Source organism: Sphingomonas sp., assembly GCF_964263785.1.
Classification (GTDB): Bacteria; Pseudomonadota; Alphaproteobacteria; order Sphingomonadales; family Sphingomonadaceae; genus Sphingomonas.
In genome coordinates, this window is sequence record NZ_CAXVWL010000030.1 from 16,433 (window position 1) to 39,798 (window position 23,366).

A 23,366-nucleotide genomic window follows, 5' to 3' on the forward strand; every position below is an offset into this window, starting at 1 on the left:
GCAGCACGACTCCTGCGGGATATCACTCCGCCGCTACCTTCGCGCCCTCGTCCGCCGCCTCGATCTCCGCCGCCTTCGCCTCCACCAGCTTGACGATATGGTCGATCATGCCCTCGTCCTGGACATGGTGGTCCGTGACGCCCGACAGATACACCATATGCTTGCCCGCGCCGCCGCCGGTGACGCCGATGTCGGTCTCGCGCGCTTCGCCGGGGCCGTTGACGACGCAGCCGAGGACCGAGAGCGACATGGGCGTGCGGATGTGCTGCAAGCGTTCTTCCAGTGCCTGAACGGTGCGGATGACGTCGAAGCCCTGGCGCGAGCATGACGGGCACGACACCACCCGCACCCCGCGGTTGCGGATGCCGAGCGACTTCAGGATCTCGAAGCCGACGCGGACCTCCTCTTCGGGTTCGGCGGACAAGGACACCCGGATGGTGTCGCCGATCCCGAACCACAGCAGCGAGCCGATGCCGATCGCCGACTTGACGGTGCCGCCGACGAAGCCGCCCGCTTCGGTGATGCCCAGATGCAGCGGGCAATCGACCTGTTCCGCCAGTTGCTGATAGGCTGCGACCGCCAGGAACAGGTCGGACGCCTTCACCGCGACCTTGTATTCGTGGAAGTCGTGGTCCTGGAGCAGCTTGATGTGATCCATCGCGCTCTCGACCAGCGCGTCGGGGCACGGCTCGCCGTATTTCTCGAGCAGGTGACGCTCCAGGCTACCGCCGTTGACGCCGATGCGGATCGCGCAGCCATTGGCCTTGGCCGCGCGCACGACCTCGGCCACGCGGGCCGACGAGCCGATGTTACCAGGGTTGATCCGGAGGCACGCCGCGCCCGCGTCGGCGGCTTCCAATGCGCGCTTGTAGTGGAAATGGATGTCGGCGACGATCGGCACGCGGGCGGCGCGGACGATCTGGCCGAGCGCGGCGGTCGATTCGACGTCGGGGCAGCTGACCCGGATGATGTCGACCCCCGCGTCTTCGCATCGCCTGATCTGGTCGATGGTGGCACGCGCGTCGTTGGTGGGCGTGTTGGTCATCGTCTGGACGGTGACCGGCGCGTCGCCGCCGACGGGGACGTTGCCGACCATGATCTGGCGGCTCGGGCGGCGCGCGATGTCGCGCCAGGGACGAATGGACATGGACGCCCCTATAGCGCGTGCTGGGTTGCGGTTCAAAGACGTTGCGGTTTGGGGAGGGCGCGCTACCGCGAGCCGCGATGGAGCCAGCCCCCGACCCCCAACGCCATTACGGTCTCGACTGGCTGCGGATCGGCGCGTTCGCGGCGCTGATCTTCTACCATGTCGGCATGGTGTTCGTGCCGTGGAACTTCCATGTGAAGTCGACGCATATCGCGGCCTGGCTGACGCTGCCGATGCTGGCGACCAACGCGTGGCGGCTGACGTTGCTGTTCGTCGTGTCGGGCTATGCCAGCCGGGCGCTGCTCGCGCGCTACCCCGCACCGGGCAGGTTCGCCGCCAATCGGAGCGCGCGGCTGCTGGTGCCGCTGGCGTTCGGGATGATCCTGATCGTGCCGCCGCAACCCTGGGTCGAGCTGGTGACTCGCCATGGTTACGATCACGGCCTCGCGAGCTTCTGGCTGCGCGACTATTGGCGGTTCTCGTCGCTTGATGGAGTCGCGCTGCCGACGTGGAACCACCTGTGGTTCGTGGGGTACCTGTGGGTCTACACGCTGATCCTCGCGGTCGGCGTCTCGCTGATGCGGAGCACCTGGCTGCAGCGAGTGTTCGACCGGGTGTTCTCGGGCTGGTGGCTGCTGATCCTCCCGACCGCGTGGTTCGCGCTGGTGCACGGATCGTGGTTCACGATGGTCGGCGAGACGCATGCGCTGGTCGGCGACGGCATCGCGCATGCGTCGTATCTGCCGGCGTTCCTGTTCGGCTTCGCCCTGGCCGGATCGCCCGCGGTTCTGGCGGCCACGGTGCGGCTGTGGAAGCCTGCCGCCGCATTGGCGCTGCTCGGGTACGCCGCGGTGCTCGCGTTCGAGCTGTCCTTTGCCGCCAAGGCGTGGGCGGCGAGTTGGGGGTATCGCCCCTACGGCGTCGCGCATGCGGTGCAGCAATGGGGGACGATCGTGGCGCTGATCGGGGTCGCCGAGCGCTATTGGAACCACGATGCCGCGATCCGGCCGATGCTGACCGAAGCGGTGTTTCCTTTCTACATCGTCCACCAGACGATCATCGTGGTCGTCATGTACTGGCTGCTGGGCGCCGGGCTTCCGGGCTGGGCGGAGTTCGCGATCCTCGTTGCCGCTACCGTCGCGGGCTGCTGGGCCTTCTACCTCGGGGGGCGTGCGGTGCCGCGGTTGCGGCCGCTGATCGGGCTTCGCCAACGGCAGCGCCCCGCGGTTCCCGCCTTGCTGTAGGATATGCCGATGACCGAATGGACGCTCACCATCCACGGCGGTGCGGGTGGCATCACCCGAGAGGTGCTCACACCGGAGCAGGATGCCGCGGCGCGGGCCGGGCTTGCCGCGGCGCTGGTTGCGGGTGCGCGGGTGCTGGCGGCGGGGGGCGCCGCGGTGGAGGCCGTCGCGGCAACCGTCATCGTGCTCGAGGACGATCCGGCGTTCAATTCGGGGCGCGGTGCGGTGCTGACCAGCGAGGGCCGGGTCGCGCTCGACGCCGCGATCATGGGCGGCGACCGGCGCGCAGGCGCGGTGGCCGGGGTGACCGCCACGCGCAACCCGGTGGCGCTCGCACGCGCGGTGATGGAGGACGGCGCGCATGTCTTCCTGGCGGGGGGCGGTGCCGATGCGTTCTCCGCGGCGCACGGGCTGGAGCAGGCGGGCGAGGATTGGTTCGTGACGGCCGAGCGCCGCCGTCAGCTCGCCGAATTGCAGGCCAAGGGCGCGGATGCGTTCGACGTCGAGATGAAATACGGCACCGTCGGTGCGGTCGCCTGCGACATGCACGGCCATGTCGCCGCCGCCACCTCGACCGGGGGCGTGACCGGCAAGCGTTGGGGCCGAGTGGGCGACTCACCGGTGATCGGGGCGGGCACCTGGGCGGACGATCGGGCGTGTGCGGTGTCGTGTACGGGCTCGGGTGAGACCTTCCTGCGCGCCGGTGTCGCCCACGCGATCGCCGCGCGGGTCCGGCACCTGGGCGAGGATGCGGGCACGGCGGCACAGGCGGTGCTGAGCGAGGTCGTCGCGCTCGGCGGCACCGGCGGCATCATTGTCGTGACACCCGCCGGGGACACCGCGATGCGCTTCTCGACCAGGGGCATGTACCGCGGCACCGTCTCGTCGGGTGTCGCTCCGTACGTCGCGATCTACGGCGACGAGTGACTGTTCAGTTGCAATCTTCTGAAATCCGTTCGTGCTGAGCGAAGTCGAAGCACCGGTCCTTGGCCATGCCCTTCGACTTCGCTCAGGGCGAACGGAGGTGGTGGTTCAATCTGGTGCGGAGTTGTTTTAAAGCACGGGTATGCTGATCCGCATTTTCATCATCCTGCTGGCCTTTGCCGCCGCCAGCCCCGCTGCGGCCTATTGGGAATATGGCCACGAGACGGTGGCGGAGATCGCCTACGCCAACGTGAAGCCCGCGACTCGGGTGGCGATCCGGCGGCTGCTGGCGCAGCAGGCGCTGCTGGAGACGCCCGAATGTCCGGCGGGCACCATCGAGCAGGCGAGCGTCTGGGCCGATTGCATCAAGCCGCTGAAGGCCGCCGACGGCTCTTCGCGCTTCGGCTATGCCTATAGCTGGCACTACCAGAACGTCGACATCTGCCGCGACTTCGACCTGACGCCCGCCTGCAAGGACGGCAACTGCGTCTCGGCGCAGATCGAGAAGCAGGCCGCCATCGTGAAGAACCGCCGCGCGAACCCCCGCGAACGCGTGATGGCGCTGGCGTTCCTGATCCACTTCGTCGGCGACCTCCACCAGCCGCTTCACGCAGGCGACAAGGGGGACAAGGGCGGCAACGATGCGAAGATGGACTATGGCATCTATGCGCCGCCGAGACTGAACCTCCATTCGATCTGGGACGGCTTGTTGGCGGAACGCGCGATCTCGACGCCGCCGAGCCTGGTGCGCCGCTATTCCGCCGCCGACCGCGCGCGGCTGGGCGCGGGCGATGTGACCGATTGGAGCCGCGAGAGCTGGCGGGTCGCGCATGCCGCCTACGACGCCGCGACGGGGGGCCGGGCGTGCGCCCCGTTTCCGGCGCGTGGGGCCCTGGACGAAGCGACCATCGCGCGGCTGGTGCCGGTCGCGCGCGCCGAAGTGGAGAAGGGCGGCATCCGGCTGGCCAAGCTGCTGGATCGCGCGCTGGGTTGACGCTTGCCGGGCCGTTTGCCTGACCGAAGGTGAGGCTAAGGTGAGGCCAATGCGCATGGTCGAGACTGGCCGATGTTGGCGACGGTGACGGCTATCGTGCCCGTTGCAATCCTCGCCAAGCCGAACACGTTGACACTGGTCGACGCTTGAACATGCATCGATCGCGGCCGATCGTTTCCTGTTCCGTGACCATGAGAAAGAGCGAGGGTCGATATCGACCCGGGTCGCGGTAACGGTGGCACAGGTGGCGGGCTGTAGGACAAGGGGCATCGAATCGCTGGTGCGGTGGCTGCGCGCGCCCCGCGCCGCCCGCAAGATGACGGAGACGGCGCCTCGCCGGCTCCTCACCATCGCTGCGCGATTGTTCCTCGGTCCCCGCTAGCGCGGGGGCGGATCAACTCACCACGATCGTCACCGCGCGGCGGTTCTGGGCGTAGCTCTCGTCATCGGAGCCGAGCGCGACCGGGCGCTCCTTGCCGTAGCTGATCGTCGAGATGCGGCCCGCGTCGACGCCGCGCGCGACGAGGTAGTTCTTGGCGGCGTTCGCGCGGCGGTCGCCGAGTGCCAGGTTGTATTCACGGGTGCCGCGTTCGTCGCAATGCCCCTCCAGCGTGATCCGCTTGTTCGGGAACTTCGCCAGCCATTCGGCCTGCGAATCGAGGATTGCGCGGGCGGCGGAGTCGATGTCGTACTGGTCGAGCCCGAAATTGACGGTGTTCGACGACACCGAACGGCGGAAGTCGGCGTCCGAGCCGGGGACGAGCGCGCCTTCGCTCGTTTCCGTCGTGGTGGTGGTCTGTCCTGTCCCCGCGTTGGGATCGAGCGGCGCGGGCGGCAGCGTCTGGGGGCGCTTCTTGGAACAGCCCGAGACCGCGACCAGCGCCGTGGCCGCCAGCAGGACAGTGTTGAATGTCTTCATTATCGTTCTCCCGTGAGAAGGTAACGCGTCAGGGACGCCCAAGTCTCATGGACGCAGCGGTCCCCAGGCCGGATCGGAGCCGTCGAGCGGGGTCGGGATGCGGCGTTCGTTGACCCCGGTCAGGTCGACCGACCACAGATCGGCCTTGCCCTGCGATCCGCGTCCGGCGCGATAGAAAGTGATGACGCGGCCGTTGGGCGACCAGCTCGGCCCCTCGTCCTGCCAGCTGTCGGTCAGCAGCTTCTCGCCGCCGCCGCTGGGGCTCATCGTGCCGATCCGGAAGCTGCCCGCGAGTCGGGTGAAGGCGATCAGATCGCCGCGCGGGCTCCACACCGGCGTGGCGTAGCGTCCGCCGCCGAAGCTGATCCGCTGCTGGCTGGAGCCGTCGGCGTTCATCACGTAGAGTTGCTGCCCGCCCGAGCGGTCGCTCTCGAACACTATCCTGGAGCCGTCGGGGGAATAGCTGCCGCCGGTGTCGATGCCCGGCGAGTTGGTCAGCCGCTGCGGCGTACCGCCGCTTGCGGCGACGCGGTAGATGTCGGTGTTGCCGCCGACCGCCATGGAGAACAGGATGAAGCGCCCGTCGGGCGAGAAGCGCGGCGCGAAGGCGAGGTTGTCGGTGGTCACCACGCGGCGCTGACGCCCGCTGCCGAGATCGTAGACGTAGATCGTCGGCCGGTCGTTCACGTAGCTCATGTAAACGATCGACTGCTGGTTCGGCGCGAACCGGGGCGTCAGGATGATCGAGGTCGAATTGATCAGGATGCGGTGGTTGGCCCCGTCCTGGTCCATGATCGCGAGGCGCTTGATGCGCCTGGCCTTGGGGCCGGTTTCGGACACGTAGACGACGCGGCTGTCGAAATAGCCGCCTTCGCCGGTGAGGCGTGCGTAGACCATGTCGGCGCATTTATGCCCGGCGCGGCGCCAGTCGGACGGCGGCACGACATAGCCCTGCCGCGCCAGTTCGGTGCGCGCCGAGACGTCGTAGAGATAGCAGCCGACGGTCAGATTGCCGTCCGCCCCGGCGCGCACGAAGCCCTGGACCAGCGCCTGCGCGCCGGTGCCGCCCCAATAATCGAAGCCGGGGGCGGTGACTTCGGGAAAGGCGACCGGGCGGAGCTGGCCGGACGACAGGGGCGTGAACAGGCCGGAATTGCGCAGGTCGTTGGCGACGATCTCGGCGAGCTGGCGACCGAGCGTGTCGGTCGATCCGGCGGGCGTGTCGACCACCGCCGCGGTCGGCATCGCGGGGATCGCGATCGGCAACGGCGCGGAGACGCCGCCGGTCACCGACACTTCGAGCGGTGGCGGGGTCTGGCCTGCGGGTTCGGCGGCGGGCTGAGGCGTCGTAGGCGGCGCCTCCTGCGCGAAGACCGGCGTCGCGAACAGGAGCGCGAGGGCGAGAGGCAGTTTCATGATCGGCATCCTAGCGCAGCTGCCACTTGTAGTTGATGTTGTTCCAGCCGCCGTTCGGCGTCGAATAGAATTCAGCAGGCAACCGCAAAGGTGAACAGCCCTTGAACGCGGCAACGCCGAGGTCGACGACCCGGCGGGCGTAGCGATCGTTGCCGTCGCTCACGCCGGTCTGCCGCACCATCGTCGGGGTCGCGGCCAGCGTGCCGTCGCGGTTCAGACGCAGGTTCAGAACCGTGACGATCTGGTTCGCGCCGGGGCCGGGATCGACTTGGCGGTCGGCGCATGGCTGGATCTGGCGGCTGATCGCGTCCTGGATGCCAGCCAGCGCGCGCGCGTCGATCTTCGCGGCGCGGGGTGCCTCCGACTTGGTGGGCGACGGGTCGCTGGTCAGCCCTTTCAGGAAATCGTTGCCCAGCCGCGATCCGCGCGGGCGCGACGCGGTGGCGGTTGCGCTCGTGCCGCTGCCCTTTGCGGCGGACGGCGCAGCCTTCGCGGGGGTGCGGGTGGAGGCGGTGCGCGACGGCGCGGTCGAGGCGGTCGCGGTCTTCGCGGGGGCCGATGCGGCGGGCTTGGCCACTGCCTTGGCGGGCGCAGCGGGTTTTGGCGCGGGGGTCTGGCGCGGCGCGGGCTTGGGCTGCGCGACCGGCTTGGGCGCGGGCGCGGGCCTGGTGGCGGGAGCAGACTTGGGTTCTGGCGCAGGTTGCGGCTTGGGTTGCGGCTTAGACGCGGGTCTGGGTTCAGGTGCAGGCGGGGGTGGCGCAGCGGTTGGCTCGGGCTCGGCTTTCGCGGGCGCGGCGGCCTCCTCCGGCGCACCCTGCTCGGGCGCGACCGATCGCGCGGGGGGTTCGATCGCCTGCGGGGCGCTCGCTTCGAGCCCGACGTCCTTGACCAGGCTGACCTCGACCGGGTGCTGCTCCAGCTTGGCCGGATTGGGGGTCGCGAGGAAGCCGACCGACAGCAGCCCGAACAGGATCGCATGCCCGGCGACGGCTACCCCCAGCCCGATCTTCTCCGAACGGTCCATCAGTGCCGCTTACCCCCGGCGCTCCCCTCTATCGTCACCAGCGCGACCCGGTTGAGACCGGCGCGGTTGAGTTCGCCCATCACCCGCATCACCCGTTCGTAGGGGAGCGTGCGGTCGGCGCGCAGGAACATCTGCGGCGGCTGCCCGCCCGGGCCATTCCTCACGGCGAGCGAGTCCAGGCGACGCGGAAGCTCGGCGTCGCTGATCTCTTCCTTGTCGATGAACGTACGGCCCTGCTCGTCGAGCGAGATTTCGGTCGGCTTGGCATCCTGATCGAGCGGCTTGGCACGGCTGTCGGGCAGGTTCACGGGCACGCCCGCGGTCAGCAAGGGCGCGGTGACCATGAAGATGATGAGCAGCACCAGCATCACATCGACGAGCGGCGTGACGTTGATCTCCGCCATCGGCGCACGGCGCCCGCGCGCGGAGCGAGAGGGGAGCATGGGCATTTAGTTCCTCCCCGGTAGGGGGAGGAATTGCGCTAGAATCCTCACCGTGCGCCATCCAGCTGACGGCTGAGCGTCGCGTGGAAGCCGTCGGCGAAGCGGTTGAGGCTCGCCTCGATGCGGTTCACCCCGTGGCTGAAGCGATTGTACGCGATCACCGCGGGAATGGCGGCGAACAGGCCGATCGCGGTGGCGAACAGCGCCTCCGCGATGCCGGGCGCGACCACGGCCAGCGACGAATTCTGCGCGCTGGCGATCCCGGTGAAGCTGCGCATGATGCCCCAGACGGTGCCGAACAGCCCGACGAACGGCGCCACCGATCCGACCGTCGCGAGGATATTGAGCCGGTCGGACAGCGCATCGACCTCCTTGGCGACCGCGGCGCCCATCGTGGTCGCGAGGCGCTCGCGGGTGCCGACCTTGTCGATGTGCCCTTGGGCGGTCGAGCGCCGCCATTCGGCGACCCCGGCGGCGAAGACGCGAACCGACGGCAATTCGCGCGCCGATTCCTCCTTGTGGAAGGCGTCGATATCCTCGGCCTTCCAGAAATCGCGTTCGAACCGCGCCATTTCGGTGCGCGTCCGCCCGAACCGCCGCCACGACGCGACGATGATTGCCCAGGTCCAGATGCTGGCGATCAGCAGCCCCGCCATCACCACCTTTACGACCACGTCGGCCTGGAGGAACAAGGCGACGGGCGACATCGTCGCAGCGTCCATGTTGAAGACCGGATTCACGTGACGTCCCCTCCGCCGATCAGGCGTTCGTAGATCTCGAGCCAGGCGGCGGGCTGGCGCCGCGGGCGGCCGTCGGGGCCGACCAGCGCCGCCGTGACCTGAGCGTCGGTCAACAGGACCGCGCCGCGGCTGACTCGTTGCTGAATGACGACGCGCGCCGTCGTGGCTTTCAGCACGGTGCTGGCGACGACCACGACATCGTCGAGGCGTGCGGGCGCGGCATAGCGGATGGCGAGATCGGCGACCGCATAGGCGCCCCAGCCGCTTTCGAACACGTCGCGCTGATCGATGCCGGCAAGCCGCAGCATGTCGGAGCGCGCACGCTCCATCCAGCGCAGGTAATTGGCGTGGTAGACGACCCCCGACAGGTCGGTATCCTCGAAATAGACGCGCACGGGAAAGCGATGCTCCGCGCTCGCGAAACGTCCCCCGGCCGGCTGATCCGTCTCCACCATCGCCGCGGCTGTTAACCGAACGCGCCGCGGGAAGGAACCCTTGCGGGCCTATCTGCTGGCCAAGCGGTCGTCGAGCAAGGCCCTGCGATCGACCTCGACGCGGGCGATGACCGGTGCGGGCGGCTGCGACGCGATCGCAGCGCTGGCGAGCACGGCTGGCGGCAGGGTACCGCGACGCCACGCATCGTAGGCGCGGTAGAAATCCGTGAACGGGCGGTCGAGCGCGGGCAGCCGCTCGGCCGCAAATGCCGCGAAGCCGGTGGCGGGCACCGCCGCGGCATCGGCGAGGATCTGCGCCGCGGCGGCGCAGAACGCGGGCTGCGCGGGCGAGGTCGCATAGTAATTGTAGAGGCGGGTCATCGCGTCGTCGTAGCGGTCGCGCCAGTCGCCGCCTGCCCCCCGGAACTCGGCGGCATATTGCGCCTCCGCCGTGGTCAGCGCGGTGCGGTTGGCCGCGAGCAGCGCATTGTAGCGGGCGACCGTCGTCGCCTCGTCGGCGCGGCAGGCGAGCGCGGCGACGTTGAGCCCCGCGCGCAGGTGCCACACAGTCGCGGCCGGGCTCAGCGCGGCATTGGGCGTGGCATAGCGTCCGTCGGCGAGCATCGCTGGGATGGCCATGCCCGGCGAAGCTCCGGCAGGCATCGGCGGCACGACCGGCAACACGGCGATCGGCGGCGGAGCGAGCGGCACTATCGCGAATTGCGGGGCGCGACCGGCGCAGGCCGACAGCGTGGCGAGCAGAACGACCGTAAACGAGCGATGCAGCATGGCGAACTCCTCCGCGCTTTCGCTGCATGGCCTGCCCCAAACAAGGTTAACGAAACGCTAAGCCGCCCGAGCCTCTCTGGCGTAGCTAAGCTGCGCGCCTCTCAAACGCGTGCGCGGCTTGCGTCATCAGGGCGCCGAGGATGTCGGCGAGCGGCTCCTCCTTGGTCACCATGCCGACCGACTGGCCGGCCATGACCGATCCGTGCTCGACATCGCCGTCGATCACCGCGCGGCGCAACGCGCCCGCCCAATAATGCTCGATCTGCAACTGCGCCTCCGCCATCGCGACGCGGCCCTCGTCGAGGTGCCCGGCGACTTCGCGCTGCTTGGCGGTGAACAGCTCGCCCCCGGCGTTCTTGAGCGCGCGGACCGGGATGACGGGGAGCCGCGGGTCGAGCTGGACGCTGGCGATCGCGTCGCGGGCCGAGGCGCGGATGAAGGCGCGTTTGAAGTTCGGGTGTGCGATCGATTCGGTCGCGCAGACGAAGCGCGTGCCGAGCTGGACCCCGGCCGCTCCCTGATCGAGATAGCCCGCGATCGCCTCGCCGCGGCCGATGCCGCCGGCGACGAACACCGGCACCTGGGCAGCGACCTCGGGCAGCATTTCCTGCGCCAGCACGCTGGTCGATACCGGGCCGATGTGGCCGCCCGCCTCCATCCCCTCGATCACCAGCGCGTCGACGCCCGATCGGATCAGCTTCCTGGCGAGCGCGAGCGCGGGAGCGAAGCAGATGACCTTTGCGCCGGTCGCCTTGATCGCGTCCAGCGAGGCCTTCGGCGGCAGTCCGCCCGCGAGGACGACATGGCCGACGCGGTGACGCCCACACACCGCGATCAGCGCAAACAGATCGGGGTGCATGGTGATAAGATTGACCCCGAACGGCTTGCGCGTCAGCGCCCTGGTCGCAGCGATCTCTCGGTCGAGCAGGTCGACCGTCATCGCCCCGCACGCGATCACCCCGAAACCGCCCGCGTTGGACATCGCGGCGACCAGGTTGCGCTCCGACACCCACGACATCGCCCCCGCCATCACCGCGACCTCCGAGCCGAGGAACGCAGCGCCGCGCTCCATACGGCGGTGGAGACGATCTACCCCGACGGAGGGTGCGGGCGTAACGAGCGTGTCGGTCATTATCTCGCAATGCCCGCCTGCACGCCTATTCGCAATCGTTTCGGACGCGTGCTAGACCGCGTGCATGAACAACGGCCAATCCACCCTCGAACGCGCGTTCGAGCTTGCGCGTTCGGGAACCTGCCGGACGATCGACGACATCCGACGCCAGCTGTCCAAGGAAGGCTTCGAGCTGGTCCACGCGCACGTCAGCGGCGGCATGATCACCAAGCAGCTCAAGGCCGCGATGACCCAGCGGATGGCGGCGGAGACGGCGGCCATGCCAGAGGCGGGTTAGCCGGCCTCCGCATCAAGCCCGTAGGCGGTGTGGAGGACGCGCACCGCCAGTTCGGTGTAATCCTCCTCGATCAGCACCGAGACCTTGATCTCGCTGGTCGTGATCGCGAGCACGTTGATGCCGCGATCGCCCAGCGTCGTGAACATCGTCGAGGCGACACCTGCGTGGCTGCGCATGCCGACTCCGACCACCGAGATCTTGGCGACGCGGGTGTCGTGGATCACTGTGTCGTAGCCGATCCGGTCTTTCGCCCGGTCGAGCGTGTCGAGCGTCCGCGCCAGCTCGGCGGCCGGCACCGTGAAGGTCACGTCGGTCGAACCCGTCGAATGCGCGACGTTCTGGACGATCATGTCGACGTTGATGCCCGCGTCGGCGAGCGGCGCGAAGATGCTGGCGACCGCGCCGGGACGGTCGGGCACCTGGGTCAGCGTGATCTTGGCCTCGTTCTTGTCGTGCGCGATGCCGGTGATGAGCTGGCGTTCCATGTCGTCCACTTCCTCTTCGCCCACGATCAGGGTGCCGGTGTCTTCGTCGTCGGTATCGGAGAAGGACGAGAGCACCCGCACCCGTACCCGCTCCTTCATCGCCAGCCCGACCGAGCGGGTCTGCAGCACCTTGGCGCCGACCGAGGCGAGCTCGAGCATTTCCTCGTATGTCACCTTCGCCAGCTTGCGCGCACGCGGGACGATGCGGGGATCGGTGGTGTAGACGCCGTCGACGTCGGTATAGATGTCGCAGCGGTCGGCCTTCATCGCCGCCGCCAGCGCGACCGCGCTGGTGTCCGAGCCACCGCGGCCCAGCGTGGTCACGCGTCCGCCCGGCGCCAGTCCCTGGAAACCCGGGATCACCGCGACTTCGCCCGCCGCGAGGCTCGCATCGAGCGCGGTGGTGTCGATCGCGCCGATCCGCGCCGAGGCGTGCGCGTCCGAGGTCGCGATCGGCAGCTGCCAGCCGAGCCAGGAGCGCGCGGGCACGCCCGCCGCCTGGAGCGCGATCGCGAGCAGGCCGCTGGTCACCTGCTCGCCCGCCGAGACGACGACGTCGTATTCGCGCGGGTCGTACAGCGCCGAGGCCTCGCGGCAGAAGCCGACGAGCCGGTCGGTCTCCCCCGCCATCGCCGAAACGACGACCGCGACCTGGTTGCCCGCATCGACCGCGCGCTTCACGCGCGCGGCGACATGGCGGATGCGCTCGATGCCGGCCATCGACGTGCCGCCGAACTTCATCACGATACGGGCCATTGCGGCGTCGATCCTTGGCTCTTGCCGCTTGGGCGATTGCGGGCGTCCTGATAGAAAGGCGCCATGGATAGCGCAACCGTGACGACCCAGACCATCGACCCGCGCGAAGCCGCGCATTTCGGGCGCATGGCCGCGGACTGGTGGGACCCCAAGGGCTCGTCGGCGATGCTCCACAAGCTCAACCCGCCGCGCCTCGCGTATATCCGCGAGCAGATCGACGCGCATTGGGGCGGCGACGCGCAGGGGTTCGCGCCGCTCGTCGGGCGCAGCGCGCTCGACATCGGCTGCGGCGCGGGGCTGCTGTGCGAACCGCTCGCACGGCTGGGCGCGCAGGTTATGGGCATCGACGCCGCGCCCGAGAACATCGTGGTCGCGGACCAGCATGCGCGCGGCGGAGGGCTGGACATCGCCTATCGCGCGGGCGGCGTCGCGGCGCTGGCGGCGGACGAACGCTTCGACCTCGTTACCTGCATGGAGGTGATCGAGCATGTCGTCGACCGCCCCGCCTTCATCCGCGGGGTCGCAGGGGCGCTCGCCGACGGCGGGCTGCTGGTGATGTCGACGCCCAACCGCACCGCGGTGTCGCGCGTGGCGATGATCGCGGTGGCGGAGGGGACGGGGCTTATCCCCCGCGGCACGCACGACTGGCACCGGTTCCTGACCCCCGACGAGCTGACCGCGCTGCTTGCGGATGCCGGGCTGCGCGTGATCGACGTGCGCGGGCTGGTCGTCTCACCCGCGACCGGCTTCGCACTCGGCGCCTCGACCGCGCTCGACTATCTGCTGACCGCTACGCGGGCGTGACGCGCGCGCCGCTGCGGGAGGTGGCGCTGCTGCTTGGCGTCGCGCTGCTGACGCGCGCGATCACGCTGGGCAACCCGATCGTCCACGCCGACGAGCAATTCTACTTCGTCACTGCGCGCGCGATGATCGACGGGGCGTGGCCCTATGCCGACGTGTGGGATCGCAAGCCCGTCGGGCTGTTCCTGCTCTATGCGCCCGCCGCCGCGCTGCCGCTGCGCGCCGGCATCTGGGCGTATCAGGCAATGGCGCTCGCGTCCGCGGTGGCGACCGCGGCGATGGTCGCGCGAATGGCGCGGATCGCCGGATGGCACGGCGGCGCGACGCTCGCCGGAATCGCCTATCTCGTCTGGATCATCCTGGCGGAGGGCGAGGGCGGGCAATCGCCGGTGTTCTACAACGCGCTCGTCGCCGCCGCCGCGCTGCTGATCGTCGGCGCGCGGGGTGGCGGTGAGAAGCGCGGGTTCGCCGCCATGGCGCTCATCGGCGTCGCCATGCAGGTGAAGTACAGCGTCGTCTTCGAAGGCATCGCCTTCGGCCTGTGGATCGTCGCGCACCATTGGCGCGTGCACCATCGGCCCGGGCGGACGCTTGCGCTTGGCGCAGCCCTGGTTGCGGTCGCGCTGGTGCCGACGGTGGTGGCTGCGGGAGCGTTCGCTGCAGTCGGGCGGTTCGATGCCTTCTGGTATGCCAATTTCCGGTCGATCTTCGAGCGCCGCGCCGACCCGCTCATCGAGCAGGTGGGCAATCTGGCGGGTGTCGTCCTGATCCTGTCGCCGCTGCTGGCAATGGCGGTGATTACGATGGCGCGGCAAGGCTGGACGCGCGAGCGCCTGTTCCTGGCCGTGTGGCTGGCCGCCGCGCTGCTGGGGCTGCTGGTGTTCGGGTCGTGGTTCGATCACTATGCGCTGCCGGTCATGGTTCCCGCCGCGGTCGTGGCAGCGGGTGCGATGGGCGAGTATCGCGACGTCCGCCGCTGGGCGATACCTGCCATGGCGCTGTTCGCGGTCGGTGGGCAGGCGCTGCTGCTCTCCAAACGGCTGGGCCGTGGATCGCCGTCGGAATTCGAGACGCTGGCAGCCGCCGTCGGCCACGGGCCGGGCTGTCTGTGGGTGCAGTCGGGCGAGACGATGCTCTATCCCTGGACCGGCCGCTGCCGCGTCTCGCGCTACGTCTTCCCGAGCCATCTGGGACGCGCGCGCGAGAGCGGTGCGATCGGGATGGACCAGGTCAGCGAAGTTCGCCGCATCCTGGCCGGTGCGCCCGCGGTGGTCGTGATGCGCCCGGCTTACCGCGGCGAACGTACCGATCTGCGCGCGCTCGTGGCTGCCGACGTCGCGCGCCATTACCGGCAGGGCGCGGCGGTGCTGCTCGGCAGCGGTGTCGTTCGCGTGTTCGTGCGCCGCCGAGATCAGGCCGCGCAGGCGGTTCGCCCGGCGATGCACGCGGCATAATGGTCGACCAGCGCCGCGGCATGCTCGCGGTCGCTTCGCACCGTGGCCGCGGCGATGCCCGCCGCACGGCGCAGCACCCGGCGGTCGCGCGCGAGCAGGCGCAGGATCGCCGCGGCGCACGTCCCGGCATCGCCGCCGGAAAAGGTTTCCGCATAGGGCGGGCGTGCCAGTTCGGCCGCGCCGCCGACGTCGGGGACGATCAACGGCGCGCCCGACGCCAGCGCTTCGGACACGACCAGCCCGAACGGCTCGCTGACCGACCCATGAATATAGGCGTCGCAGCTCGCCATGATGCGGGCGAGCAGCGCGCGATCGTAGACCGGGCGGAACAGGCGGATGTGCGGGCTGCCCGCCGCGCGCCGCTCGAGCTGGGCAGTGCCGACGCCTTCGCCGATCAGCACCAGCCCGACCGGCGCGACCGCCCCCACCCGCGCGACCGCGTCGACGATCGTCGCCCAGCGCTTCTCGGGATGATGGCGGCCGATGCCGAGCAGCAGGTGCGCGTCTGCATGCAACCCGCATTGCGCCAGCAACGCGGCGCGCAGCCGATCGTCGCGGTGCGCGGGCGAGAAGGGCGTGCGATCGATGCCGAGCGTCATCGTCGCGTCCACCCGGACCCCGCGCGCCTGCATCCGCCGGGTCAGCGCCGGGCCGTTGGTCGTCACCGTGTCGAACCGCTCCAGAAAGCTGCCCAGGTAGCGCGAATACCAGGCGAAGCCGCGCTCGATGGCCTGCCCGGAGGCGACGCGTTCGAACCAGCGTTTGGGGTAAGCCTCGACATTGTCGTTGTGCATGAAGAACGCCTTCAGCGCGCGGCCGCGCCAGTCGGCGACGATCCACGCGGGACGCCACGGCGACGAACATTCGACCACGTCGGGGTCGATACGGTCGAGCAGCGCGGTGACCGGGGCGGCATCCCAGAACAGGCCGTAATTGGCGTCCAGCGGCAACCTTGGCGCGCGGACGTAGACGACACGGCCACCGCCCGGGCGCTCCTCGACGGCATCCGCACGCGCCGGTGCGATCACCGTCAGCGCGTGGCCCATGTCCGCGAGGATCGCCATCTTGCGATCGACATAGGTTCGCACCCCGCCGCCGGTGGGCGAATAGAATTCGTTGACGTCGACGATCTTCATGCGCGAGGCCGCATCAAACCACGCGCCTTTGCACCAACGTGTGGGCGGCGAAGCCTGCGATCAACGCGATGTGGGTCAGCAGGGTCGCCGCGGCGACGAACGCGAGGAGCTCGGACAGCGCCTTGTCCTTCCCGATCAGCAGGATGGCGATGTTGGCGAAGATCAGGTCCTTGTTGGGCACCAGCGGCAACCGCGACACCAGCAGCCGCCCCGCCGCGAGCAGCAGCCACATCCCCATCGCCACGCCCGGCATCGCGGCGTGCCACGCCCAGGCGATCAGCACCGATCCGAGCAGCAGGCGCAGGCAATGGGTGCGAAAGACCCACCACAGCTCCCCGCGCCGCAGCGAGAAGACCCGGCGCGAGAACACCAAGAACGGCAGCGATGCGGCGAGCGCGACACCGGCCGAACCGATCACCGTGCGGAACTCGCCCGCGCTCAGCAGGCCGTGCGCGATCGGCAGCGCGACCGCGACCATCGCCACGGTGATCGCATTGCCTGCCAGCCCCGACAGGATCGACACATCCTTCACCGCGCCGAACGGCGCCGCCACCATCGGCGCACGCGCCCGCGCCCAGGCATAGAAATACGCCTCGCCCGAATAGCCTAGGACGACGTCGTTCGCGACGCGCTTCTTGAGGAGCGCTGCGAAGCCGGAGGGCGGAATGCGCCACAAGCGGCGAAAGATCACATGGTCGAACCACGGTGGCCCGAGGTAGAACAGCGCAAAGGCGACGTAGAAGACGGGGCTCGCCGGGACCGAACGCGCGAGCCCCGCCAATCCTGCGCCGAGCAGCGCGTGCGCCAGCCCGACGATCATCGCCGCACTCAGCAGCGCGCCGATGACCGCGGGCCAGCGGCTGCGGATCGTCCGTAGCGGTTCCAGCCCCGCGATCTCGACGGCGGGAGGCATCAGGTCCTGCGGGCGGGTGCCCATCCTCGTTCTCTCCGCACGGTCGCCGGGGTGCGGTAGGCGGCGTTCATGTCGGACGTGTGACGGCCGGGTCTACATCGACATGGGTTCGGGGCCGATCCGTCCATCCTGCGAATCGAGCGCTGCGATCGCGGCCAGATCGTCGTCGTCGAGCGTCAGATCGGCGGCGGCAGCGTTCTCGGCGAGATGCGCGGGCGAGCCGGCCTTCGGGATCACCGACAGCCCGAGTGCCAGATGCCAAGCGATCACCACTTGCGCGGGCGAGCGGCCGTGCTTGCGCGCGATCTCGACGATCGCGGGGTCGCCCAGCACCTCCCCCTGCCCGAGCGGGCTCCAGCTTTGGGTGACGATGCCGTTTTCTTCCATCCAGCCGCGCAGCTCGACCTGCTGGAAGCGAGGGTGAAGCTCGATCTGATTGACCGCGGGCATTACGCCGGTCGCGTCGATCGCGCGCTCCAGATGGCGGGCAAGGAAATTGGATACGCCGATGGACTTGGCCTTGCCCGCCTCGCGCAGGCGCACGAGGTACTTCCATGCCGCCACGAACCTGCCCTGCGAAGGCACCGGCCAATGGATCAAGTATAGGTCGACCGCATCGACGCCGAGCAACGCCAGGCTCTCGTCGAGCGCGGCTTCGGCATCGTCGTGGCGGTCGTTCCACAGCTTGGTGGTCACGAACGCCTCGGAACCGTGCACGCCTTCGCCGACGCCGCGCTCGTTGTGATAGAATGCCGCGGTGTCGACCAGGCGAAAGCCGGTGTCGAGTCCGGCGCGGACCACGGTCGCGGCTTGCGAATCGGGGATCTTGTAAGTGCCCATGCCGAGCGCGGGCATCGTGCGGCCATCGTTAAGGGTGATATCGGTCATGTGCGTGCCAACCTCCCTGCGTCGATCCGGGTTCCGCCCGGGGTCGCGCGCCCGTTCCGCGTTGACGCTCCCGCGCCGATCGCGCAAGCGCCGCGGCCATGTTCGAACATATCCTCGGCGTGCTCGCCACCTTCACGATCTGGGTGATCTCCACCGGCGGCTATCTCGGCATCGCGCTGCTGATGGCGATCGAAAGCGCGTGCATCCCGCTGCCGTCCGAGATCATCATGCCGTTCGCCGGTTATCTGGTCTCGACCGGGCGGTTCGACTTGTACCTGGCCGCGACCGCGGGGGCGCTCGGGTGCAACCTGGGCTCGATCGTCGCCTATGAGGTCGGCAAGCGTGGCGGGCGGCCGATGGCCGAACGCTGGGGCAAGTACCTGCTGATCGGGGCGGACGAGCTCGACAAGGCGGATCGCTTCTTTGCGCGCTTCGGATCGGCGGCGGTGCTGATCGGGCGGTTGCTGCCGGTGATCCGCTCGTTCATCGCCTTTCCCGCCGGCGTCGCGCGGATGCGGCTGGTGCCGTTCCACGTCTACACCTTTATCGGATCGTGGCCGTGGTGCTTCGGGCTGGCGTGGGTCGGCATGACGCTGGGCGACAAGTGGAACACCGACCCGAGGATCAAGGCCGCATTCCACCGCGCCGATCTGGCGATCGGGGTGATCCTGATCGCGCTGGTCGCGCTCTACATCTGGCACCGGGCGAACGGCATCAGGAAAAACCGCGCCTGAGCGCGAGCGCGCGCAGATCGTCGTCGCGGGTCGGAGCGAGTGTCGCCACCCGGCGCCGGTAGGTGGCGACCAGCGCCTCGCCGGCGCGCTCGGGCGAGCCGCTGTCGAACGGCGGCGCGGGATCGTATTCGAGGCTCAGCTGCACCGCCCGGGCATGCGCTTCGCCGCGGAGCAGCGCGGTCAGCGTCAGCGCGAAGTCGATGCCCGCGGTGACGCCGCCGCCGGTGATGCGGTTGCGGTCGATCACCACGCGTTCGGCGACCGGCTCGGCGCCGAACAGCGGCAGCATGTCGCGCTGCGCCCAGTGGCAGCCCGCGCGATAGCCCTTGAGCAGCCCCGCCGCGCCGAGGATCAGCGAGCCGGTGCACACGCTGCTCACCCACGTTGCCGTGGCGCCCACCCGTTGGATCCAAGCCATCGCTTCATCGTCGACGATGACGCCGTCGATGCCGAAACCGCCGGGCACGCACAGGATCTCGGCGCGGGGCACCTCTTCGAAGGTGGCGGTCGGCAGGATGGCGAAACCCGCGTCGGTCATCACGGGATCGCGCGTCTTCCAGACGAGGTCGAGCCTGGCATCGCCGAGGCGCGAGAGCACCTGTACCGGACCGGTCAGATCGAGCTGGGTGACGCCGGGGAAGAGCAGGAGGGCGAGATGGAGGGACATGCGCGAGGCTCCTTGCTGCGAGAGGTGCCCAGGCGCGCGGCGTATGACGTTCGCGCTTCCTCGTGGTGCTCCACGACTGCGCCAGTCACGCGAACTCCCCCGAGTTACGTGCGGCGGCTGCGGCGCGCAAGCTGTCGCGCTTCAGCCGAACCGCCCCGTGCCGAGCATGCGGTTTGGGACTTGTCCCGACCAGTTCGAAGCAGCCTTCCCGATAGCGTCATCCCTCCGTTTTCCAAACGGAAGGTGAGGCAAAGGTGAGGCCAACGACGTGTTCTCGCGGGGGGGTCCACGCGGTCGCGGAGCGGACCGGTTGCAGCAGAGGTGAGAAAGAGCGAGCGTCCGGGCTGCGTGAACGGTTCCAACAATGCAAGCCGCTTAGGGCACCCGCGATTGCGCGTCCGCCCGCGCCGCATTCTCGCGCCTGCTCTCGCCCACGCGCTGCGCGAAGCAGCCGCTCTGGCCGCCGGCGCCGACGACCGAGCAGCTGCCGATGCTGCTGACGCCCACCCCGGTGCCGGTGGTACCTTCCGCGCGGGCCGCCCAGCTTTCGTTCTGCGGCGTCACTTGGAACTCGCGGAGTTCCTTGGGCACGCGGAACTGTTCCTGCGCGCTGCGGCGGACGCAGACGACGACCTCGTTGCCGTCGTTGTCGGTCGGGCAGCGTTCGTTGCCGTAGAGGACGACGACGCCGTTGACCGGCGCGCTCTTCGAGATTTCGCCGGGCACCGAGATCGGCTTGCGCGCCTGCGGAGTCGGCGGGCCGATCTGGGCCGTGGCGGGCGCGGTGGCCAGCAGCGTGGCGATCAGGAACCTGTTCATGCGCGTCCTCATATCCGCTTCGCCGCGGCGATGGCGACCTTGCACCCCAGCCGGATCAGCCCGCTGAGCACCGGATAGCCGAACGCATTCTCCGCTCCCGCGGCGAGCGCATGATCGCGATGTTCGAGCTCCTCGGCCTGGAAATCGGCGATCGCGGCGGACAGTTCGGGGTCGCTGTCGCCGAGCGCGTCCAATTGTTCGGCGTAATGCTTGTCGATCTCGGTCTCGACCGCGGCGGTGCAGGCCATTGCGGCGTCGGGGCCGATCGCGGCGGTGACCGCGCCCAAAGCGAAGCCGGCGACGTTCCAGAGCGGCTGGAGGACCGTCGGGCGCACGCCGCGGTCGACGATCATCTTGTCGAAGAAGGCGCGGTGGCGTTCCTCCTGCGCGGCCATGTGGTGGATCGCGCGCGCGGCGGGATGGCGGTCGCCGAGCACCGCCAATTGCCCCGCATAGATGCGGGTCGCGCCATATTCGCCAGCCTGGTCGACGCGGATCATCGAATCGGTCGCGCGTTTGGCGTCGCCGGGCCGCCATGCATCCGTTTGCCCAGTGCCGGTCATCGAACCCTCCTTGCGAGCAACCACAGGATCAGCGCCGCGCCGCCGAGCGACAGGACCGCGTTGAACCCGGCGAGCGACACGCCCGCGAACGTCCATTGCGCGACGTCGCAGCGCACCACGGGCGCGTGCAGGATCGCATCGAGCCGCGCCGCCGCGTTCATCCCCGACAGCGACGTCGTCGCGGTACAGGCAGTGAAGCCGTTCCACCAATGGTATTCGACGCCTGCATGCGCGACGGCGATCGCGCCGCTGAGCGCGATCAGCAGCGCGGCGCCGACGACCAGCATCCGCGCAGCGCCGCGCCGGGGCACGACGAAGGCCAGCGCCGCAGGGACGAGCGCGGCATAATGCGGCCAGCGCTGCCAATGGCACATCTCGCACGGATAGAGCCCGCCGATCAGCTGCGCGCCCCACGCACCCGCGAGCAGCGCGGCGGGCAGCAGCAGCGCTAGCAGCCTTGCGCGACGTTCGCCGGGATTCATCGTCACTTGACGGACGGCCTCGTCGCCGCGGCGACCTGGGTCGGGCCGCCGAGCCGCGCCACCGTCTTCAGCGCGTAATAGAGCTGGAAATCGTCGATGCCCGCTTTCTTGAGCTGTTCGGGGGTCTGCGCATACCGCGGGTCTGTCTTGGCATCCTCCTCAAGCACCGCATTGTCGGCCTTGACCTCGTTGATCAAATGGCGGCGCAGGTCGGCTTCGCGGAACACCGGGCGGGCCTTGTAGTCGGGGTCGCTGATCTGCGGCACGCGGATATCGGGCTCGATGCCGCCCTCCTGCACCGATCGCCCCGATGGCGTGAAGTAGCGCGCGGTGGTGAGGCGGAGCGCCGTCTGCGGGCCGAGCTGGAGCAGCGTCTGGACCGATCCCTTGCCGAAGCTGCGCTCGCCCATCACCAGCCCGCGGTGATGGTCCTGGAGCGCGCCCGCGACGATCTCGCTCGCCGACGCGGTGCCCGCGTTGGTCAGGACGACGACGGGCAGGCCCTTCGCGTCGTCGCCGGGCTTGGCGTAATAACGCTCGATATCGGTCTTCTCGCGGCCGCGCTGCGAGACGATCTCGCCATGATCGAGGAAGGCGTCGCTGACCGCGATCGCCTGGGTCAGCAGCCCGCCGCCGTTGTCGCGCAGGTCAACGACATAGCCCAGTGGCTTGTGCCCGAGCGCGCGGTCGATGCCGCGGATCGCGTCGCGGGTGTCGGCGCCGGTGGCTTCGGAAAAGGTGTTGATGTTGATGTAGCCGACATCGCCCTTCACTTCCCACTTCACCGGCTTCTGGACGATGACCTCGCGCACCATCGCGACGTCGATCGGCTTGGGGTTGCCCGGACGGACCAACGTCATGGCGACCTTGGTGCCGGGCTTGCCGCGCATCAGGCCGATCGCCTCGTCCAGCGTCTCGCCATAGATCAGCTTGCCGTCGACATGGGTGATGTAGTCGCCCGATTTCACCCCGGCACGCGCGGCGGGGGTGTCCTCCTGCGGCGCGATGACCTTGACCGCGCCGTCCTCCATCGAGACGGTGAGGCCCAAGCCGCCGTAATTGCCCTCCGTCATGATCCGCAGATTGTCGTAGTCGAGCGCGTCGACGTAGCTCGAATGCGGATCGAGGCTGGCGAGCATGCCCTGGATCGCGCCCTTGATCAGGGTCTTGTCGTCGACCTTGTCAACGTAATCGGCCTTTACCCGGTTATAGACGTCGAGGAACTGTTCGAACTCGCGGTAGTTCGTGCTGTCCACCGCCGCCATAGCCGAGGTGGCCAGCGGCACGAGGACCAGCGCGCCGAGCAGCGCGAAGGTGGAGGTCGAGGGACGGGACATCGAGGTGTTCCTGGGCGACGAGGGCAGTGATGGCATGCGAATAGCGGTTTACGCGCCCGCGATCAAAGCGGACGTGGGCTGAACGGGCGCTGAGCGTTCAATCCACAAGCGCGGCGATGTCGATCGGGCGGCCGCGACGGCGAAGCTCGACGGTGACGCGTGGGTCTTCGCCGGAGGAGGCGCGGCCGAGCGTCGTGCCGGCCGCGACGCGGTCCCCTGCGATCACGGCGGCGGTTCCGAGCCCGGTGACGAGCGTGGTCCAGCCATTGCCGTGATCGAGGATGACGATGGTGCCATAGCCGCGGAACCGCCGCGCGTAGCGGACGATGCCCGCGGCGGGCGCATGCACCGGCGCACCCGCGGCCACCGCGAAGGTCAACCCGCGCGAGCGGATGCCCGCGTCCGAAATCTCGTCGAGCCCGGTGACCAGCCGCCCCGCGACCGGCAGGCGGTAGGCGCCGCCGACGCGCGCAGGACGCGTCGAACCGGGGGCGAGCGGGCGCGGCAGCGGCCCGTCGAGCTGCGCGAGGTCGGCGGCGGTCGCGGTCGCGGCGCCGGTCTGCGCCATCTGGTCGACCAGGTCGCGGGCGCGTTCGCCCATCGCCAGCGCGCGATCCGATTCGCCGATCGCGCCGCGCCCGAGCGCCTGCGCGCGGCCACGGTGCGCGGCTTCGGCCTGGGCAAGCGCGACGCGGGCGGATTCCAGCGCGGCGCGGCCGTCGCGCAGCGCGGTGGCGGCGGTGAGCGCGGCGGCGCGGAGCCGGCGGGTGGCGTCGATCTCGGCTCTCAGCCCGGCGGTGCGGGCGCGGACCGCGGGCAGCGCGGTGCCGAGGACGGCGCGGAGGTGG

The 23,366-nt window shown here is 69.5% G+C and carries 26 protein-coding genes and 1 riboswitch; of the genes, 7 read left to right on the forward strand and 19 right to left on the reverse strand.

Annotated elements, in window-relative coordinates; translation table 11 throughout:
- Positions 1-22: 22 nt before the first annotated feature.
- Positions 23-1,147: a flavodoxin-dependent (E)-4-hydroxy-3-methylbut-2-enyl-diphosphate synthase gene (ispG, locus tag ACE5C1_RS04740; protein WP_374942912.1), complete on the reverse strand. Its 1,125-nt coding sequence runs from the start codon at positions 1,145-1,147 to the stop codon at positions 23-25.
- Between the two features lie 77 nt (positions 1,148-1,224).
- Here ispG and ACE5C1_RS04745 point away from each other — a divergent pair, with 77 nt between their 5' ends.
- The 3 genes from ACE5C1_RS04745 to ACE5C1_RS04755 all read left to right on the forward strand — a co-directional run bounded on the left by ACE5C1_RS04745 (position 1,225) and on the right by ACE5C1_RS04755 (position 4,309).
- A complete protein-coding gene (locus ACE5C1_RS04745; protein ID WP_374942913.1) occupies positions 1,225-2,391 on the forward strand; it encodes an acyltransferase family protein in 1,167 nt (388 codons plus the stop codon).
- A 9-nt stretch (positions 2,392-2,400) separates the two neighbouring features.
- Positions 2,401-3,318 (forward strand): isoaspartyl peptidase/L-asparaginase family protein, encoded by a 918-nt coding sequence (locus tag ACE5C1_RS04750; protein ID WP_374942914.1) that lies wholly within the window; start codon positions 2,401-2,403, stop codon positions 3,316-3,318.
- A gap of 139 nt (positions 3,319-3,457) precedes the next feature.
- Positions 3,458-4,309, forward strand: a complete 852-nt coding sequence (locus tag ACE5C1_RS04755) for a S1/P1 nuclease (protein WP_374942915.1) — start codon at positions 3,458-3,460, stop codon at positions 4,307-4,309.
- 394 nt (positions 4,310-4,703) lie between these two features.
- Here ACE5C1_RS04755 and pal read toward each other — a convergent pair whose 3' ends face one another.
- From pal to ACE5C1_RS04795, 8 genes are all read right to left on the reverse strand, one after another.
- Positions 4,704-5,228: a peptidoglycan-associated lipoprotein Pal gene (gene pal, locus ACE5C1_RS04760; RefSeq protein ID WP_374942916.1), complete on the reverse strand. Its 525-nt coding sequence runs from the start codon at positions 5,226-5,228 to the stop codon at positions 4,704-4,706.
- Positions 5,229-5,273: 45 nt separating this feature from the next.
- Positions 5,274-6,644, reverse strand: a complete 1,371-nt coding sequence (gene tolB, locus ACE5C1_RS04765) for a Tol-Pal system beta propeller repeat protein TolB (protein ID WP_374942917.1) — start codon at positions 6,642-6,644, stop codon at positions 5,274-5,276.
- Between the two features lie 10 nt (positions 6,645-6,654).
- Positions 6,655-7,668: a cell envelope biogenesis protein TolA gene (locus tag ACE5C1_RS04770; protein WP_374942918.1), complete on the reverse strand. Its 1,014-nt coding sequence runs from the start codon at positions 7,666-7,668 to the stop codon at positions 6,655-6,657.
- Positions 7,668-8,111 carry an ExbD/TolR family protein gene (locus ACE5C1_RS04775; protein ID WP_374942919.1) on the reverse strand — a complete coding sequence of 148 codons (444 nt, stop codon included), beginning with the start codon at positions 8,109-8,111 and terminating at the stop codon, positions 7,668-7,670. The genes ACE5C1_RS04770 and ACE5C1_RS04775 overlap by 1 nt, the downstream gene beginning before the upstream one ends.
- Before the next feature lie 47 nt (positions 8,112-8,158).
- Positions 8,159-8,833: a protein TolQ gene (tolQ, locus tag ACE5C1_RS04780; protein ID WP_374942936.1), complete on the reverse strand. Its 675-nt coding sequence runs from the start codon at positions 8,831-8,833 to the stop codon at positions 8,159-8,161.
- 14 nt (positions 8,834-8,847) lie between these two features.
- On the reverse strand, positions 8,848-9,306 hold the full coding sequence (locus tag ACE5C1_RS04785; protein ID WP_374942920.1) for a YbgC/FadM family acyl-CoA thioesterase: 459 nt from the start codon (positions 9,304-9,306) through the stop codon (positions 8,848-8,850).
- 48 nt (positions 9,307-9,354) lie between these two features.
- Positions 9,355-10,074: a hypothetical protein gene (locus ACE5C1_RS04790; protein ID WP_374942921.1), complete on the reverse strand. Its 720-nt coding sequence runs from the start codon at positions 10,072-10,074 to the stop codon at positions 9,355-9,357.
- 85 nt (positions 10,075-10,159) lie between these two features.
- Complete coding sequence (locus ACE5C1_RS04795; RefSeq protein WP_374942937.1) at positions 10,160-11,146, reverse strand: NAD(P)H-dependent flavin oxidoreductase; 987 nt, start codon at positions 11,144-11,146, stop codon at positions 10,160-10,162.
- Between the two features lie 124 nt (positions 11,147-11,270).
- Between ACE5C1_RS04795 and ACE5C1_RS04800 the strand changes: the two genes are divergently transcribed.
- Positions 11,271-11,483, forward strand: a complete 213-nt coding sequence (locus ACE5C1_RS04800; RefSeq protein WP_374942922.1) for a hypothetical protein — start codon at positions 11,271-11,273, stop codon at positions 11,481-11,483.
- Here the strand turns inward: ACE5C1_RS04800 and ACE5C1_RS04805 are convergent.
- Positions 11,480-12,724 (reverse strand): aspartate kinase, encoded by a 1,245-nt coding sequence (locus tag ACE5C1_RS04805; protein WP_374942923.1) that lies wholly within the window; start codon positions 12,722-12,724, stop codon positions 11,480-11,482. The genes ACE5C1_RS04800 and ACE5C1_RS04805 overlap by 4 nt on opposite strands.
- 63 nt (positions 12,725-12,787) lie before the next feature.
- Here ACE5C1_RS04805 and ubiG point away from each other — a divergent pair, with 63 nt between their 5' ends.
- A complete protein-coding gene (ubiG, locus tag ACE5C1_RS04810) occupies positions 12,788-13,528 on the forward strand; it encodes a bifunctional 2-polyprenyl-6-hydroxyphenol methylase/3-demethylubiquinol 3-O-methyltransferase UbiG (RefSeq protein WP_374942924.1) in 741 nt (246 codons plus the stop codon).
- Positions 13,525-14,979, forward strand: coding sequence for a hypothetical protein (locus ACE5C1_RS04815; protein WP_374942925.1), 1,455 nt, complete (start codon positions 13,525-13,527; stop codon positions 14,977-14,979). Before ubiG ends, ACE5C1_RS04815 begins: the two co-directional genes overlap by 4 nt.
- Here the strand turns inward: ACE5C1_RS04815 and ACE5C1_RS04820 are convergent.
- The 3 genes from ACE5C1_RS04820 to ACE5C1_RS04830 all read right to left on the reverse strand — a co-directional run bounded on the left by ACE5C1_RS04820 (position 14,937) and on the right by ACE5C1_RS04830 (position 17,916).
- The gene (locus ACE5C1_RS04820; RefSeq protein WP_374942926.1) at positions 14,937-16,115 is read right to left on the reverse strand and encodes a glycosyltransferase; all 1,179 of its coding nucleotides are present in this window, start codon (positions 16,113-16,115) and stop codon (positions 14,937-14,939) included. The genes ACE5C1_RS04815 and ACE5C1_RS04820 overlap by 43 nt on opposite strands.
- 13 nt (positions 16,116-16,128) lie before the next feature.
- Positions 16,129-17,052 (reverse strand): hypothetical protein, encoded by a 924-nt coding sequence (locus ACE5C1_RS04825; protein ID WP_374942927.1) that lies wholly within the window; start codon positions 17,050-17,052, stop codon positions 16,129-16,131.
- Between the two features lie 69 nt (positions 17,053-17,121).
- The gene (locus tag ACE5C1_RS04830; RefSeq protein WP_374942928.1) at positions 17,122-17,916 is read right to left on the reverse strand and encodes an aldo/keto reductase; all 795 of its coding nucleotides are present in this window, start codon (positions 17,914-17,916) and stop codon (positions 17,122-17,124) included.
- Positions 17,917-18,014: 98 nt separating this feature from the next.
- On the opposite strand from ACE5C1_RS04830, the gene ACE5C1_RS04835 reads away from it, so the two are divergent.
- On the forward strand, positions 18,015-18,650 hold the full coding sequence (locus ACE5C1_RS04835; RefSeq protein ID WP_374942929.1) for a DedA family protein: 636 nt from the start codon (positions 18,015-18,017) through the stop codon (positions 18,648-18,650).
- On the opposite strand, the gene ACE5C1_RS04840 is transcribed toward ACE5C1_RS04835, so the two are convergent.
- From ACE5C1_RS04840 to ACE5C1_RS04865, 6 genes are all read right to left on the reverse strand, one after another.
- Entirely contained in the window at positions 18,631-19,317 is a 687-nt protein-coding gene (locus tag ACE5C1_RS04840; RefSeq protein WP_374942930.1) for a DJ-1/PfpI family protein, read from the reverse strand. The two genes, ACE5C1_RS04835 and ACE5C1_RS04840, sit on opposite strands and share 20 nt — an antisense overlap.
- 19 nt (positions 19,318-19,336) lie before the next feature.
- A riboswitch (ZMP/ZTP riboswitch) is annotated at positions 19,337-19,416 on the reverse strand.
- A 276-nt stretch (positions 19,417-19,692) separates the two neighbouring features.
- Positions 19,693-20,136 (reverse strand): hypothetical protein, encoded by a 444-nt coding sequence (locus ACE5C1_RS04845; RefSeq protein WP_374942931.1) that lies wholly within the window; start codon positions 20,134-20,136, stop codon positions 19,693-19,695.
- Positions 20,137-20,144: 8 nt separating this feature from the next.
- Positions 20,145-20,699: a demethoxyubiquinone hydroxylase family protein gene (locus tag ACE5C1_RS04850; protein ID WP_374942932.1), complete on the reverse strand. Its 555-nt coding sequence runs from the start codon at positions 20,697-20,699 to the stop codon at positions 20,145-20,147.
- Positions 20,696-21,181, reverse strand: coding sequence for a disulfide bond formation protein B (locus ACE5C1_RS04855; protein WP_374942938.1), 486 nt, complete (start codon positions 21,179-21,181; stop codon positions 20,696-20,698). The genes ACE5C1_RS04850 and ACE5C1_RS04855 overlap by 4 nt, the downstream gene beginning before the upstream one ends.
- Before the next feature lie 2 nt (positions 21,182-21,183).
- Positions 21,184-22,518 (reverse strand): S41 family peptidase, encoded by a 1,335-nt coding sequence (locus ACE5C1_RS04860; protein ID WP_374942933.1) that lies wholly within the window; start codon positions 22,516-22,518, stop codon positions 21,184-21,186.
- Positions 22,519-22,615: 97 nt separating this feature from the next.
- A partial coding sequence (locus tag ACE5C1_RS04865) for a murein hydrolase activator EnvC family protein (protein ID WP_374942934.1) occupies positions 22,616-23,366 on the reverse strand: 751 nt, incomplete at its 5' end.